Here is a 15,305-nt window from a genome sequence, read left to right as displayed (position 1 = left end):
AGCTTGCGAGGCTGGGCGGCGGCTATACTGGTTTCGGTTGGGGAATTGAGCATAGCTGTTTCGGCCCGATTTTCGTTTTTAGCCGCACACCGCTAACCTTTGCTGTTATGAACAATCCCTTCCTACACTTTTTCTTTCGGCAGCCAGTCGGCCTGCTGGCGGCTGCCTCCCTCCTGCTAGCCACTTCCTGCACCGCCCCCCGCGCCATTGTGGCCACGGGCAAAGTCACACCCCAAGGCGAATTCCGGGTAGGCTATAACACGGGATTCAACGTGGCATCGGCCCCGCTCAGCAAGGCCGGCTCGGCCCTGCGAGACGCGGCCAGGGCAGCCGCTCGCAAAGACTCTGTAATTTACGACGGCGCCGTTACCAACCTGCAGGCCGCCGCGCTGGCCTACATCCTGGACCCGGTGCAGGCTACTTCCGACCTGAGCATCCGCTATGGCATTGTGCCGCGCCTCGATGCGGGCTATAAGTACGCGTTTGGCTCGCACGTATTCGATGCGCAGTTTCAGTTACTGGGGCCCACCGGCTCGCCCGAAAACCCGGGGGCGGGAGCCACGTCGGGCACTACGTATGCCAGCATCGGCCTGCAGTTTGCCACGCAGCGGGCCAAATTGCCCAGCCTGCCCTTCCTCTCCGACATCAACTCGGTACTGAACCTACGGGCCACGCGCAACGACTTGCTGATACCGCTCATTTTCAGCCAGTCCTTCGGACCCGAGGAGCAGATTGGCGCCATTAGCTACGGCGTGGTGTATGCGCACAGCTGGGTGAACTACGGCTTTGCCCCAAACAACGTGTACCTGAACCGGCAGCGAATTTCGGCCTTACCCAATCAGAGCCGAGACTTTTCTTCCTACGGCGGCTTCCTGAACCTGAAGCTGGGCTACCGGTATTTCTACGTAATTCCGGCCGTGTCGCTGTTCTACCAGAATTATGGGGAATTTGCTTTGCTCAATGGCGCCAGCACTTCCTTCAGCGGGGTCACGGTGGTGCCCTCCCTGGGCTTCCAGCTGCGTCTTCCCAACTTATTCAACTAAGGGCTTAGCCCAAAAGCAGTTGCAACTTGGCGAAAATTGCTTTCGGGGCCGACTTGCCGCAGGCAAGCCAGATGTGGGGCGAAGTGGCGTTCTTTGTTGCCCGTTTTTTGAATAATTTCCCTTATCGCTACAAGCCTACATCTATGGAAGCTCCCAACCCCGAATTCATGCGCGAAGCCATTCGCCTGTCCATTGAGAAAATGCAGGCCGGGCACGGCGGTCCGTTTGGGGCAGTGGTGGTAAAAGATGGTAAAATCATTGCCCGCGGCTTCAACCAGGTCACCAGCACCCACGACCCCACCTGCCACGCCGAAGTCGATGCCATCCGGAAGGCCTGCAAGGAGCTGGGCACGTTTCAGCTCGACGGCTGCGACCTTTATACCAGCTGCGAGCCCTGCCCCATGTGCCTGGGCGCCATCTATTGGGCGCGGCCCCGGCGCGTGTTCTACGGCAACACCAAGGCCGATGCCGCCGCCATTGGCTTCGACGACCAGTTTATCTACGAAGAACTGGACCGCCCCATGGATGCCCGCCGCCTGCCCATGACGCAACTGCTGCGCGAGGAGGCCCTGGCCGGCTTTCAGGCCTGGGAACGGAAAGAAGGGCGAACGGATTATTAGGGGTTGACTATGACTTTTGAACGGTCATGTCGAGCGCAGCCGAGACATCTCGCGTGCTTAAACTAATTAGTTTTCTAAGCGAGATGTCTCGGCTGCGCTCGACATGACCGTTCTTTATTAGCATTACCTCATTCATGATAGAATTTTATCTCAACGACCAGCCCATTCGCACCAACGAGCCGCAGGCCAGCGCGCTGCTCGACTTTGTGCGCTACCACGAGCACCTGACCGGCACCAAAATTGGCTGCCGCGAGGGCGACTGCGGCGCCTGCACCGTGCTGGTAGGCGAGCTGAATGCCGACGGCGAAACCGTGAATTACCAGAGCATGACCAGCTGCCTCACGCCGCTGGGCAATGCCCACGGCAAGCACATTGTGACGGTGGAAGGCATCAACGCGGCGGCCGGCCAGCTCACGCCGGTGCAAAAAGCCATTGTGGACGAAGGCGGCTCGCAGTGCGGCTTTTGCACGGTGGGCTTCGTGATGTCGCTCACCGGCCACAGCCTGAGTGAGAAGCCGGCCACCGAGAAAAACACCATTGCGGCTATTGACGGCAACATTTGCCGCTGCACCGGTTACAAATCTTTGGAGCGTGCCGCGGCCACCCTCACCGCCCAACTAGCCGACCGGCCGACCCAAAATGCGGTAGCCTGGCTCAGCGAGCAGCAATACGTGCCGGCTTATTTTCAGGCCATACCCGCCAAGCTGGCTTCCCTGCGGGCCAAAAGCAACGGCATCGATGCTGCTAAAGGAACGGCAACGCCAGCATCCAATGGAGCTACCGTTTCCACTTCTCCCAGCGGCCATGCCCAAGGCCAAAATGGCCACACGCCCAACGCTACCCACGCCTTCGCGCATCCGCTCCTGGGCGGCGGCACCGACCTGCTGGTGCAGCGTCTCGAAGACCTACGCCAGCAATCAGTGCGCCTGGTATTTGACCAAACCGAGCGCCGCGGCATCCGGGAGGGCATAGCCGGCCGCATGGTGCTGGGCGCCGCTACCACAGCCAGCCACTTGCTGGATTCGGACCTGATGTGCAACCTGCTGCCCCAGCTGCCGCAGTACCTGAAACTGGTATCGAGCACTCCTATTCGGAACATGGGCACCGTAGCCGGCAACTTCATCAATGGCTCACCCATTGGCGACTTGACTATTATGTTCCTGGCGCTCGGGGCCTACATTACGTTGGCCGACCCCACCGGAATTACCCGCGAGCTGGCCCTGCCCGACCTGTACCTGGGCTACAAAAAGCTGGCAAAGACACCCGAGGAGCAGGTCATAGAAATCAGCTTCCCTACTCCCTTCCCACGCGACCATTTCAACTTTGAGAAGGTATCGAAGCGCACCCACCTGGACATTGCCAGCGTGAATTCGGCGGCCTGGCTGCGCATGGATGGCGGCTTCATTCAGGCGGCCCGTGTCTCGGCCGGTGGTGTAGCGCCAGTGCCGCTGTACCTGGCGCGCACCAGCGAATTTCTGGTGGGATGCGAGCTCACGGCCGAAACGGTGGTGGCAGCGAATGAGGTAATGCAAAGCGAAATCAGTCCGATTTCGGATGTCAGGGGCACAGCGGAGTATAAGCGACTGCTGTTGCGACAGTTGCTGCTGGCGCATTTTCTGAAGTTTGCGCCGGCTATTGAGGCAGGCGAATTAATTTAAATCATTACCGTCGTTCAGGCGTGGACCTCACCCCCCCGGCCCCCTCTCCAAAAAAGAGGGGGAGCCTAACGATTTGTGTTTCGGTCGTTCAGTCAAGAATTAAAACCGTGCCGCCGTGGCTCCCCCTCTTTTTTGGAGAGGGGGCCGGGGGGTGAGGTTCCACTACACGCGGCATTCAAGTCCCAAGCCATGAATCACCTCGACCCTCAACGCCACGTGCGCGGCGAATCGCAGTACCTCGACGACGTGCCCACCCAGCAGGGCACCTTGTTCGCGGCCGTATTTGAGAGCCCGCTGGCGCATGGCAAGTTGCTGAACCTGGATTTAAGCGCTGCGCTGGCCGCGCCGGGGGTAGTGCGCATCCTCACGGCGGAGGACATTCCGGGCCACAACCAAATCGGGGGCATTGTGCCCGATGAGCCGTTGCTGGCGGAGGGCCACGTGCACTTCCGGGGGCAGCCGGTGGCGCTGGTGCTGGCGCGCCACGAGCATCAGGCGCACGCTGCGCTCAAGCTTATCAAGGTGGACATCGAGCCACTGCCCATCATTACGGACCCGCGGGTAGCCGCGGCGCAAGGCGAGCTGATTGTGCCGCCGCGCACCTTCAAAATCGGTGATTCTCAAGCGGCCTGGGCTTCGTGTGCTCACGTGTTTGAGGGCGTAGCCGAATCGGGCGGGCAGGAGCATTTGTACATCGAAACGCAGGGCGCTTATGCCTTCCCCACGGAGATGGGCGGCGTGCGCATTATCTCTTCTACGCAGGGGCCGACGGCGGTGCAGCGCCACACCGCGCACGTGCTGGGCCTGGGCATGCACCAGGTTGAAGTGGATGTAACGCGCCTGGGCGGCGGTTTTGGGGGTAAGGAAGACCAGGCCACGCCTTGGGGCGCACTGGCAGCTTTGGGCGCTTTTGTGACCAAGAAACCGGTGAAATTGGTGCTGGACCGCATGGCCGACATGCGCATGACCGGCAAGCGCCACCCCTACTCCTCCGACTTCAAAATCGGCTTCGATGAAAATCTGAAAATTGTGGCTTACGAAGTCACGTTCTTCCAGAATGCTGGCGCGGCCGCCGACCTCTCGCCGGCTGTGATGGAGCGCACGCTGTTCCACGCGACCAACTCCTATTTCGTGCCCAATGTGACGGCTACGGCTTTCAGCTGCCGGACCAATCTGCCGCCTAACACGGCCTTCCGGGGCTTTGGTGGGCCACAGGGTATGTTTGTGATTGAGTCGGCCATAGCAAAGGCGGCGGAGGAACTGGGGTTACCGGCCTGCGAGATTCAGCGCCGCAACCTGCTGCGTGAAAACGACCTGTTCTCTTACCGCCAGCCCGCCGAAATGTGCCACGCCGAGCAGGCCTGGGACACGGCCGCTCAGCAATATGATTTAGCCGGCCTGCGGGCCGAAGTCGAACAGTTCAATCAGCAGAACAAGCTGTTCAAGAAAGGCTTTGCGGTGATGCCCATCTGCTTCGGCATCTCGTTCACCAAAACGCCCATGAACCAGGCGCGGGCCCTGGTGCATATCTACTCCGATGGCTCGGTGGGCATCAGCACCGGCGCGGTGGAGATGGGCCAGGGCGTGAACACCAAAATTGCTAGCGTGGCGGCCCGCACCCTGGGCATTTCCATCAACCGCGTGAAGGTGGAGAGCACCAACACCACCCGCGTGGCCAACACCTCCCCCAGCGCCGCCAGCGCCACCGCCGACCTCAACGGCAAAGCCACTGAAATGGCCTGCGCCGCCTTGCGCGAGCGGCTGCTGCGCCACGCCGAAGTAGAGTACACGCTCAACTACGAAGGCCTCGAAATTCAGGGCGAAGAAGTGCTGGCGGCTGGTATCCCCGCCGAAACCAACTGGGAGAAACTGGTCTCCTCGGCCTTCTGGAAGCGCGTATGCCTGACCGAAAACGCCCACTACGCCACGCCCGACCTGCATTTCGACCCTACGACCAACACAGGCTACCCCTTCGCCTACCACGTCTACGGCACGGCCTTCACTACTGTCACCGTCGACTGCCTGCGCGGCACCTACACCGTAGATGCCCTGCGCATCGCCCACGACTTCGGCCAGAGCTTCAACGAGGTAATTGACCGCGGCCAGATTGAAGGCGGCGCCGTGCAGGGCATCGGCTGGATGACCATGGAGGAAATTGCCTACAACGAAGAAGGCCGCCTGCTCAGCAATTCGCTTAACAGCTATAAAATCCCGGACATTTACGCCGCGCCTAAGGTGCTCGACGTGCATTTCCTCGACACGCCCGGCCACCCCAAGGCCATCCTGCGGTCCAAAGCCGTGGGCGAGCCGCCGCTGATGTACGGCATCGGCGCCTACTTCGCGCTGCGCGATGCCGTCCGGGCGTTTCAGCCGCACGCGGCCCTGCCCTTCTCAGCGCCGATGACACCCGAGAAGGTGCTGGTGAGCTTATACCCCGAGTTCTCGGCGAACAACACCCTTTGGAAAACCGCGACCGAAGCTACTTCTGCTTCGGCTTAGAGGCCGTTGGATTCGATTTCTTTACGGAACGCGGCGCAGCTTGGCTCAGGGGTGCGCCGCGTTTTGCTTCGTAAACTACCTTGCCGCCCACCATGGTCAGCTCGCTCACGGTGCCGGGCAGGGCGGGCGGGGGCACCGTGAAAATATCCTGCGAGAGCACCGCCAAATCGGCCAGTTTGCCGACACTGAGGGTGCCCTTATCCTTCTCCTGAAACTCGGCATAGGCTGAGCCCGTGGTGTAGGCCCGCACGGCTTGCTCGCGCGTCAGAACCTCTTTGGGGTCGGCCAGCGTGGTAGCGAAAAGAATGTTCAGGAAAGGATTCGATGGCCCGTCCGAACCGAGCGCGAAGGCCACCCCGCTTTCGAGCAGCGAACGAAATGAGGCAGCCAATATGGGCGCAAGCGCGTGCTGCTTGTCTACTGCAGGGTTGATGTAGTGCGAGGGATTCTGCACCACCACGATGCCTAGGGCTTTGGCCCGGGCATGCAAGTCGGGCGCTACGCCGTCGCCATGCTCAAAGCGGACGCGCTTGCGCCGCCAGGCCGAGTCAGGGGCCATTTGGCTCATCAGCCGCAGCACCAGGCTGGCGCTGCTATCGCCCACAATGTGCAACATGAGGGGCTGGGAGCTGGTCAGTGCGCGGCGCAGCATCTGCCGCACAGTGTCTACAGGGAAATTCAGCTGGCCGTGCCAGCCCGGCCGGCCAGGGTACGGCCGCCGCATCAGCGCCCCGCCCTCCAGCGGAGTGGCATCGAGAATGTACTTCACGCCTTCCACCCGGGCCAGGGCGGTGGGCTGCCGGGCTACGCTGGCCCACTCGCGGTGGTTGATGCCGCGCGAGGTGGCCATGGGTAAGGCAATAATGCGATGACGCAAGGGCAACTGGGCAGCTTTCACCACGCGTATGGTCTGGTCGGGGGGCAGGTTGCCAGCCATGTCTTGCACACTGGTCAGGCCCAGGCGCAAGGACTCGGCCCCGTAGGCTCGCAGGCGCCGCACCCAGGTGCTATCGGGCAGGCGGCTGTTTAGCACCCGTAGGCCGGCCCATTCGCCGTACTCGTTTAGCAGCCCGTTGAGGCGAGGTGAATTTTCTACGCGGCCGTAAGTACCTCCCACGGGCGCAGCATCGTTGTCGCTGATATTCATCAGCCGCAGGGCTTCTGAATTCGCCACGCTGCCGTGGCCCCAGGGCGCGTGCAGGACCACCGGGTGCTTGGGGGCAATTTGGTCGAGTTGGGCACGGCGCAGCTTAGGGTCTTGCAGTACCTGCAGACCGATTTCGCCCTGTAGCAAGGTTCCCGGCGGCAGCGTCCGCACCAAGGCCGCCAGGGTGTCCATTACCTGGGCGGCGGAAGGGCCCGACAACAGGTCAGCCTTCGGGAAGGCAATGTAGTGGGCCGAAGCCCCGCCCGGCGGCAGGTGGCTGTGCGCGTCGTTGAAACCCGGCACCACGGTGCGGCCTTGCAAGTCGATGCGGCGCGTGCGGGGTCCGGCCAGCTTGGCAATTTGCGCCGTAGTGCCCACGGCTACAATCCGCTCGCCTCGCACGGCTAGGGCCTGGACGTAGGGCCGGGCCACATCGGCGGTGAAAACCTTGCCACCGGTGAGAACATAGTCGGGGGCCGTTTGGGCAGTGGCGCTGCCCAGCAGCATTTGCGCAGCAATAAGGAGGTGGAGTTTCATGGCGCAGAAAAAGGTGGGCATGGCACCCCGCACTCGTGCGATGGCCACACGCCAAAAGAAAAATCGTTTACAATTCGTAATCAGCAGCTTGCACTGCCTCTTAACGAATATAAACGATTTTTCTTAGACCTCAGAACTGCTATGTATCAGCTACGCGGCAGCGCTTACGCTACCGCCTGCTTGCGCCGCCCTTCCAGAATGCGGAAGAACGAACGGGTGTTTATTTCATCGCGCGTGAGGCCGGTAGCTTCGATTTCCTCCTCTGAGATGGCGCCGCAGTTCAGGGCTTTCAGGAAGAAGTTGAGCAGACCCTGGCCGGTGGCGGCGTCGTCGAAAATGTCGCCGGTGAGGGTGGAAATGGCGGCCCGTTCCACGAAGGTGCGCAGGCGGTTCACAGCGTCGTCGTAGCTGCTCAGGAAGAAGTTGTAGGTGGCGGCGTAGCGCATGGGCAGTTGGGCGGGGTTCAGGTCCCAGCCCTGGTACATGCCGTTGATGAGGGAGTGCGTGGTGTGGTGGTACGCTTGTCTCCACGCATTATGCACCGATTCCTGGTTTTCGCGCAGTTGGGCAAAGGTCAGGTTGTCGCCGCGGTGCGGGCCGATGGGCATGACGTTGGTGGCGCCGTCGGAGAGAAAGATGCCGGTGCCGCCCAGCGCCACTTTGGTCATATGGTGGGCAAAGTCGCACACGGGGTGGGCCATAGTCTGGTACTTGGCCGTAATGCCGCAGCTGGCGGTGTAGTCGTAGGTGCCGAAGTGGGCCGCAATGCACCGACCCTCGCTGGCCCGGATGATGCGCATGAGCGGGTTGCGGCCTTCCTCGTCCATGATAATCTGGGTGGCCTCCACCATGGTTTCCATTTGGAGGGTGCCGGAGGCGAGGCCATTGCCCTTTTCCAGCAGCTCAAACAGGCGCACCATCGTCGTCATCTGCTCCGGGATGGTGACTTTGGGCAGCATCACCACGAAGTTGTCGGGCAGCAGCCCGCTGGTTTCGGCCAGCAGCGTGGTCAGAAAGATATCAAGCGTGCGCACGCCGCGGGCCTTCATGTCTTCGGTGAAGGGCTTGATGCGGATGCCAATAAACGGCGAGAGCGTGCCTTGCTGCATGCCTTTAGCTACTTCTTTGGCGGCGCGCACGGCGGTTTCGTCCTCCTCGGCATCGGGGCGGTTGCCGAAGCCGTCTTCGAAGTCCACACGGAAGTCTTCCACGGCTTCGCGTTTCAGCTTCTGCACAATCTTATTGTAGACCGAGTAGGCCAGCCAGGCGGGCTCCTGCTTGCGCTCGGCGGGCGTCATGGCATCGAGGCGGGCGGTGAGGGCGGCGATGTCGGCGGCCAGGGTGGGCAGGTGCTCGTGGTTTTTGAGTTGCAGCACGCGGGCTAGCTCCACGAAATTGGGGGCGTAGGTCTGCAGGTTGTTAAGGGCGATGTCGCCCATGCGCACGCAGGTATCGGCCTTGAAGAGGTTGGCGCCGCCGTACACGGTGTGCACAGGCTGGCGGTCGGGCTTGTCGCCGGGATAGGTTTGCTGGAAGCGCAGGTTGGCCACGCCCAATTGGTCGAGCAGCGCGGTTTTATCGGAATCTGGTAAGCTGAGTTTCATTGTGGGAATTTATTAAGGCTGTAGAGACGCGTATTCGCGTCTTGTCGTTGGACGAAGATGTTTAGGCGACGCAGGCGATGAGACGCAAATATTGCGTCTCTACATTGTTCAGGAGCCGCGATACGTTGCGTAGCCGAAGGGATTCAGTAGCAGCGGCACGTGGTAATGTTCGGTTGTGGCCACGTCAAATATTATTTCTACCAGCGGATAAAAATTAGCAGCACCGTCCTGCGCGAAATATTCTTTGGTAAAGAATTTCATTTTATAAATCCCCAATTCCAGCTGCGTTTCCTTGGGTAATAAATCTGCAATTCGCCCGTCATTATTGGTAACGCCCCGCGCAATTTCCTGCCAATTATCACCAGCTTGTTGCAACAGCGCAATCGTGACATTTGCCGCCGGCTTGCCCTTCGTGGTATCGAGAATATGAGTAGTTATCTGGCTCATGCGGCTAATAGTTTTTCGAGGCGAATATGGGTAATTTTATCCTGCTCGCCCATGGCAATTAATATTTCATCTTCGGGCTTATTGGGCAGGCGCGCTTGCAATAATGCCAGCATTTCTTCGGCCGATTTTCCGGTGGCGCAAACAATAAAGATGTAGCCGAATTTCTGCTCATACTCAGTATTACCAGCGGTCAAAGCCTCTAAAGTAGCTTGTGAAGCCTGTTTTACAGAAGCCTGTTCCCCTTCGGCCCATGTACTGGTGCTGGCGAACTTTTCGCGTAAGGCCGCTACATTGCCTCCTATTTTGGGGTGATGCGTGAAGGCTTCACGCCAGTCGGTTTCGCTAAGTTTATTCCATTGGGTTTTGGCCTCGGCCATTAGCGTTTCGGCATTGGCAACGGGGAATATGGCAAGCATGTTTTCTACCCACGCGGTGGAGCCGCAGCATTTGCTGAGGGCTTCGGTCAGGGCTGACTTTTCGAGCCGATTGAGTTCTAATATGTTCATGGGATGTAGCGCGGATTTTTAGTCCACGGTTACGCTGTTAACGGAGCTATTCGCGGACTAAAAGTCCGCGCTACATCACCGTCGGAAACCTGTTGACGTTTTTGTAATAGATGTACACCGAGGGCTCCTGCCCCATAGCCGTGGCCCACTGCTGGCAGTAGGGCGCCATCCAGATAGAATCACCTTTTTTCACGGGGTACCAGCACTGGTCGAGCATGTAGATGGCCTGGCCTTCCAGGTACATCAGGCCGTGCTCCATGATGTGCGTTTCCACCATGGGCAGGTTGCCGCCGATGCCGTAGGTGAAGATGTTCACGGCCATATCGAAGCCCAGCTCGTTCGGCAGCAGTTCCTGGATGCGCAAGGCCTCGTCGTTCATGTAGATGGGGGCTTTGCGGTAGTCCCGCTCACCGAAAAACACGGCAGGCGTGGCGTGGCCGGCCAGCGGCTCATACACTTTATGGAACGTGAGCAACTGCGTGCTGGCCTCTGGGCCAGTGAACTCATACGACTGGCCCACTGGGATGTACACGTACTGACCAGCGCCCAGCGTGCGTGTTTCGCCGCCTACGGCCACTTGAACGCGGCCCTGCACCACGTAGAAGAATATCTGCGAGACCTGGGTCTCCCCTACCAGCCGGCCAGCGTCGGTGAGGGTAATCAGGGTTTGGCAGAGGCGTGCGCCCATCTGCTCGTTAATGATGACGTTGACGGTGCAACCGGTCCAGCCGGGTACGTTGCTGTTGATGTAGCCATCGGGGGCGATGATGGCGTGATTGCGCTTTACGACCGAACGGGTCAGGGCAGACATTTCCATATTAGCGGGTGGGATTTTGGGTGCGGAGAAGGTGCATAAACTGGTCGGCCACGGCAATGGCGGCGGCCAAATCGGCCAGCTCCACATTCTCCAGAGGGTTGTGGCTGATGCCTTTGTAGCAGCGAATGAACATCATGGTAGCCGGTGCCACGGCCGACACCGGCACCGCGTCGTGGCCCGCGCCACTTACCAGCGCAATGGTTTCGTGGCCGGCCGCGGCAATGGCCTGGGTCAGCAGCTCATTTAGGGGTTCGCTGCACGCTACGGGTGCGGTTTGTTGCACCAGCTTCCACACCAGCTCCACGTTGCGCTGGGCGGCCAGACCTTCGGCAAAGGCGAGCAGGGCGCGGTAGGCATCGGCCAGCTGGGCCTGGTTGGGGCTGCGCAGGTCGAGGGTGCAGGTGACCTCGCCGGGGATGACGTTGCTGGCCGCGTGGCTGATGTTCAACTTGCCCACCGTAGCCACCAGCCCCTTGCCGTGGGCCTGGGCAAACTGCTCGGCGGTGAGCACAAACTCGGCGGCGGCGCACAGGGCGTCCTGCCGCATGTGCATGGGCACGGTGCCGGCGTGGCCCGCCATGCCCCGGAAATGCAGCTCCACACGCTGCTGGCCGGCAATGGCCGTGACCAACGCCACTGGTACGTTGCGTTCCCAGAGCACCGGGCCCTGCTCGATGTGCATTTCAAAATACCCCAGCCACTCGGCGGCCGGGATGGCATCGGCGGCCAGCTGCGCTGCGTTGGTGCCCATGGTCACTAAGGCATCGGCCAGCGTAATGCCAGCAGAGTCTGACCGGGCGAGGAGGCTATGGTCGAAGTTGCCGGTCACGACTTCGCTACCCAGGTAGGTGGTGTGAAAGCGCACGCCTTCCTCGTCGCTGAAAGCAATTAGCTCGATATGAAAGGGCAGCTCGGTGCGCTGCCCAATTAGCTCCTCCAGCAAATCCAGCCCCATGAGCACGCCCAAGGGGCCGTCGAATTTACCGGCGTTCACCACCGTGTCGATATGCGAGGCCAGCACGAAGGTTTTGGCGTCGGGGTTTACGCTCTCCAGGCGGGCGCGCAGGTTGCCGATGCCATCTACGCGGGTGGGCAGGCCGGCGGCTTCCATCCAGCTCTGCACCAGGTCGCGACCTTCCAGGAAAGCGGGTGTGCCGAAGGTGCGCGTCACCCCATCCGGGTCTTCGCTAATGGCTGCCAATTGCTGAATGCGCTGCATGATACGCTCAGCGCGCGCTAGGTATTCGTGCTGCATTCAGCTACCGGGTTATGATGTTGCCTTGGTTGAGGTGGGTGATGGCGGCGTGCGCCACCACTTGCTTGCCCGCCAGAAAAGTTTGCTCCACGACGCCCCACAACTCCTGGCAAATGTAAGGCGACACCTTGTGTTTGTGCAGAATCATCTCCGGCTGCAGTACGAAGGATTTTTCAGTATCCACCACAATTAAATCGGCATCGTAGCCGGCGGCAATACGGCCTTTCCGGTGGCTCTGGCCGATGAGTTTGGCGGGGTTTTCACTCAGCCAGCGCACCAGGTCGGGCAGGGTGGCGCCGCGCTGGCGGGCGGCGGTCCAGAGCACGGGCAGGGCAAATTGCAGCGAGGCAATGCCGCCCCAGGCCGTGGTGAAGTCGCCGGTGGCCATCTGCTTCAAATCGGGCGGCGCGGGCGAGTGGTCGGTGGCCACGAAGTCGATGATGCCGGCCTGCAAAGCCGCCCAGAGCTGGTCGTTGTTGGCTTTTTCGCGGATGGGTGGCGCACATTTGAACTGCGTCTGGCCGTCGGCGATGTCCTCGGCGTTGAAGTAGAGGTAGTGCTGGCCGGTTTCTACTGTCAGGGACAGGCCCTTGGCCTTAGCAGAAGCAATAGGCGCAATAGAGTTGGCCGACGAAAGGTGCACAATGTGTACGGGACAGCGGAATTTCTCGCACAGGCGAATCATCAAGGCGATGGCTTCGTCTTCCCACTCTTTGGGGCGGGAAGCGAGGTAGTTCGGGTACGAGCGGTGGTCGTTCAGCTTCCAGGCGTCGTCTTCCACTGATAGCTCACAGTGCACCAGCAGTGGCAACTGGTGGCGGGCCAGAATCGGCATTACTTCGCGTAAATCTGCCTCGGTGGCATTTGGAAAATCATCGATGCCCGAGTGTGTCAGGAAAGCTTTAAAGCCCAGCACTCCCGCCGCAATCAGGCCTTCTACTTCGGCGGCGTTGCCGGGCACAATGCCGCCCCAGAAGCCCACATTGGTGTGCAGCTGGCCCTGGGTGGCGGCCCGCTTTATCTCCAGATTAGCCACGGAGGTGGTAACGGGCGCCGAGTTCAACGGCATATCAACCAGCGTGGTGAGGCCGCCGACTAGTGCGGCACGGGTTGCCGTGTCGAAACCTTCCCAATCGGTGCGGCCGGGCTCGTTGATGTGCACGTGCGGGTCAATCACGCCAGGCAGGATGGCGTGGGTCCCGACGTCCACCAAAGTTGCGTCGCCCACTTCCGCATCGAAGGGCAGTAGGCTGGCAATTTTGCCATTTTGGATGAGAATGGTGGCGGCGCGCTCGCCGTCGGGCGTGACTACCCGTTGGCTGCGCAAGGCAAGGTGTGGCATGAAGGAGAAGTTTGGCGCTAAATTGGGGACTTTTTCCTGGGCTAATTAATTGCCGGGGAGATGAAGTGTCTAGTTGCGGCGTGAACGTCACTTTGATGATGGCCGTGAGAACATTTATTGGTCCGTCCGTCATGCAGAGCGCAGCGAAGCATCTCGCTCGCCTCGTTCAGCGATTGAGTTACAACTGCACGCGAGATGCTTCGCTGCGCTCTGCATGACATTCTACTTGTCTTCGCCGCGCCTTTCCTATACCATTACTTATGATTCAATACGTTACTCTTCTTTCCTTAATTGTAGCCTTCCTGCTGCTACTAGGCGTCATCTTCGCCTTGCAGCGCGTGGCCAAAACCCGCCCCGATGGTGGCGTAGTGGGCGAAAGCGGCTTTACCCTGGAGGGCTACTCCTACGCGCTTATTCTGCTGGCCGTAGTGGCGGCAGTGGGCATTTGCTACGTGCTGGTGCGCGACACGCTCTGGGCCGGCCACCTCATGGAGTGGATGAACATTGTGGTGCGCCTCATGCACATCACCTTCGGCATCGCCTGGATTGGGGCGTCCTTCTACTTCGTGTTCCTCGAAAACGCCCTCAATCGCACCGACAACGTGCGCGACGAACTAGCCGGCAACCTTTGGGCCGTGCACGGTGGTGGGTTTTACTACCTCGAGAAGTATAAGCTGGCGCCCAAGCAAATCCCCAAAAGCCTGCACTGGTTTAAGTACGAAGCCTATTTCACCTGGCTCTCGGGCTTCAGCCTGCTGTTTGTGGTGTACTACTTCAACGCCAGCTCCATGCTGGTTGACCCACGCGTGCTGGACATCTCGCCGCTGGCGGGCGTGGGCATTGGGGTGGGCTCGTTCATCGCGGGCTGGCTGATTTACGACGGGCTGTGTCGCACGGAGTTGGTGCGCAGCAAGTGGTTTATGGTAGTGGGCTTTGCAGTGGCTACGGCGTTTGCCTATTTCTACGCCGAGATTTTCAGTGCCCGGGCCGCTTACATCCACTTCGGCGCCATGCTGGGCACCCTCATGGTGGGCAACGTTTTTTTCACCATCATTCCGGCCCAAAAAGCCATGGTGAAGGCCGCCACCGAAGGCACGCCGCTCGACCCCACGCTGGGCAAAAACGCCTTGGCTCGCTCGCTGCACAACAACTACATGACGCTGCCCGTGCTGTTTGTGATGGTGAGCAACCACTTCCCCAGCACCTTCAGCCACGCTTATCCGTGGGCAATTCTGGCGGTTATCACGCTGGGCACGGCGGGCGTGAAGCACTGGCTCAACCTGCGCGAAAAGCACCAGTCCAACGCCTGGGTGCTGCCGGGCTCAGTAGCTCTGCTGCTAGCCGTGGTGTTTGTGACGGCCCCGAAAGCCGAAACCGGCACCGCCGCAGCCGCCTGCACCGAGGAAATACCCATGAGCCGGGTGAACATGATAGTGCAAACCCGCTGCGTGCAGTGCCACTCCTCCTCCCCCACCGACGACGTGTTCAAGTCGCCCCCCAACGGCGTGGTCTACGACTCCCCGGAAGACATCATTCGCCTGAAAGACAAAATCATGCAGCGCGTGGTGGTGACTAAGACGATGCCCCAAAACAACAAAACCGACATGACCCAGGAAGAGCGGGATATTCTCAAATGCTGGATTGAGCAGGGCGCGAAAAATCTGTAAAAGCAGAACATCAAACTCCCCTCCTTGGATAAGGAGGGGATGTTTGAGCCAAGGGCTCAAACGGGGGTGGTTGGATTCGTTGAACGACTCGCGGCAGAGTCGTTGAGGTCTCTTTCACGACTCACGTCAGAGTCGTTCAACCATCGTTCAACGACCCAACCAC

The 15,305-nt window shown here is 60.2% G+C and carries 12 protein-coding genes; 5 read left to right on the top strand and 7 right to left on the bottom strand.

Going from position 1 to position 15,305, the window contains the following annotated elements; genetic code table 11:
• Positions 1-107 precede the first annotated feature (107 nt).
• The 4 genes from BMZ66_RS16340 (at position 108) to BMZ66_RS16325 (ending at position 5,820) form a co-directional block, all read left to right on the top strand.
• Entirely contained in the window at positions 108-1,043 is a 936-nt protein-coding gene (locus BMZ66_RS16340; protein WP_092675983.1) for a hypothetical protein, read from the top strand.
• A 143-nt stretch (positions 1,044-1,186) separates the two neighbouring features.
• Positions 1,187-1,663, top strand: coding sequence for a nucleoside deaminase (locus BMZ66_RS16335; protein ID WP_092676193.1), 477 nt, complete (start codon positions 1,187-1,189; stop codon positions 1,661-1,663).
• A 134-nt stretch (positions 1,664-1,797) separates the two neighbouring features.
• On the top strand, positions 1,798-3,321 hold the full coding sequence (locus tag BMZ66_RS16330; RefSeq protein ID WP_092675980.1) for an FAD binding domain-containing protein: 1,524 nt from the start codon (positions 1,798-1,800) through the stop codon (positions 3,319-3,321).
• A gap of 189 nt (positions 3,322-3,510) precedes the next feature.
• The gene (locus BMZ66_RS16325; RefSeq protein ID WP_092675977.1) at positions 3,511-5,820 is read left to right on the top strand and encodes a xanthine dehydrogenase molybdopterin binding subunit; all 2,310 of its coding nucleotides are present in this window, start codon (positions 3,511-3,513) and stop codon (positions 5,818-5,820) included.
• Here BMZ66_RS16325 and BMZ66_RS16320 read toward each other — a convergent pair.
• The 7 genes from BMZ66_RS16320 to allB all read right to left on the bottom strand — a co-directional run bounded on the left by BMZ66_RS16320 (position 5,801) and on the right by allB (position 13,475).
• Positions 5,801-7,504: an amidohydrolase gene (locus tag BMZ66_RS16320; protein ID WP_177204764.1), complete on the bottom strand. Its 1,704-nt coding sequence runs from the start codon at positions 7,502-7,504 to the stop codon at positions 5,801-5,803. The two genes, BMZ66_RS16325 and BMZ66_RS16320, sit on opposite strands and share 20 nt — an antisense overlap.
• 164 nt (positions 7,505-7,668) lie before the next feature.
• A complete protein-coding gene (locus tag BMZ66_RS16315) occupies positions 7,669-9,108 on the bottom strand; it encodes a DUF6986 family protein (RefSeq protein ID WP_092675971.1) in 1,440 nt (479 codons plus the stop codon).
• A gap of 108 nt (positions 9,109-9,216) precedes the next feature.
• A complete protein-coding gene (uraH, locus tag BMZ66_RS16310; protein ID WP_092675968.1) occupies positions 9,217-9,555 on the bottom strand; it encodes a hydroxyisourate hydrolase in 339 nt (112 codons plus the stop codon).
• Complete coding sequence (uraD, locus tag BMZ66_RS16305; RefSeq protein WP_092675965.1) at positions 9,552-10,061, bottom strand: 2-oxo-4-hydroxy-4-carboxy-5-ureidoimidazoline decarboxylase; 510 nt, start codon at positions 10,059-10,061, stop codon at positions 9,552-9,554. The genes uraH and uraD overlap by 4 nt, the downstream gene beginning before the upstream one ends.
• Before the next feature lie 70 nt (positions 10,062-10,131).
• Complete coding sequence (allE, locus tag BMZ66_RS16300) at positions 10,132-10,878, bottom strand: (S)-ureidoglycine aminohydrolase (protein WP_092675962.1); 747 nt, start codon at positions 10,876-10,878, stop codon at positions 10,132-10,134.
• Position 10,879: 1 nt separating this feature from the next.
• Positions 10,880-12,133 carry an allantoate amidohydrolase gene (locus BMZ66_RS16295; RefSeq protein ID WP_092675959.1) on the bottom strand — a complete coding sequence of 418 codons (1,254 nt, stop codon included), beginning with the start codon at positions 12,131-12,133 and terminating at the stop codon, positions 10,880-10,882.
• 4 nt (positions 12,134-12,137) lie between these two features.
• A complete protein-coding gene (gene allB, locus BMZ66_RS16290) occupies positions 12,138-13,475 on the bottom strand; it encodes an allantoinase AllB (RefSeq protein ID WP_092675956.1) in 1,338 nt (445 codons plus the stop codon).
• Between the two features lie 260 nt (positions 13,476-13,735).
• On the opposite strand from allB, the gene BMZ66_RS16285 reads away from it, so the two are divergent.
• Positions 13,736-15,142, top strand: coding sequence for a urate hydroxylase PuuD (locus BMZ66_RS16285; protein WP_214607012.1), 1,407 nt, complete (start codon positions 13,736-13,738; stop codon positions 15,140-15,142).
• Positions 15,143-15,305: the final 163 nt, after the last annotated feature.

The organism is Hymenobacter arizonensis, assembly GCF_900115775.1.
Classification (GTDB): Bacteria; Bacteroidota; Bacteroidia; order Cytophagales; family Hymenobacteraceae; genus Hymenobacter; species Hymenobacter arizonensis.
Note: the sequence above shows the minus strand (reverse complement) of the source record. Positions and strands in the feature narration are given on the sequence as shown.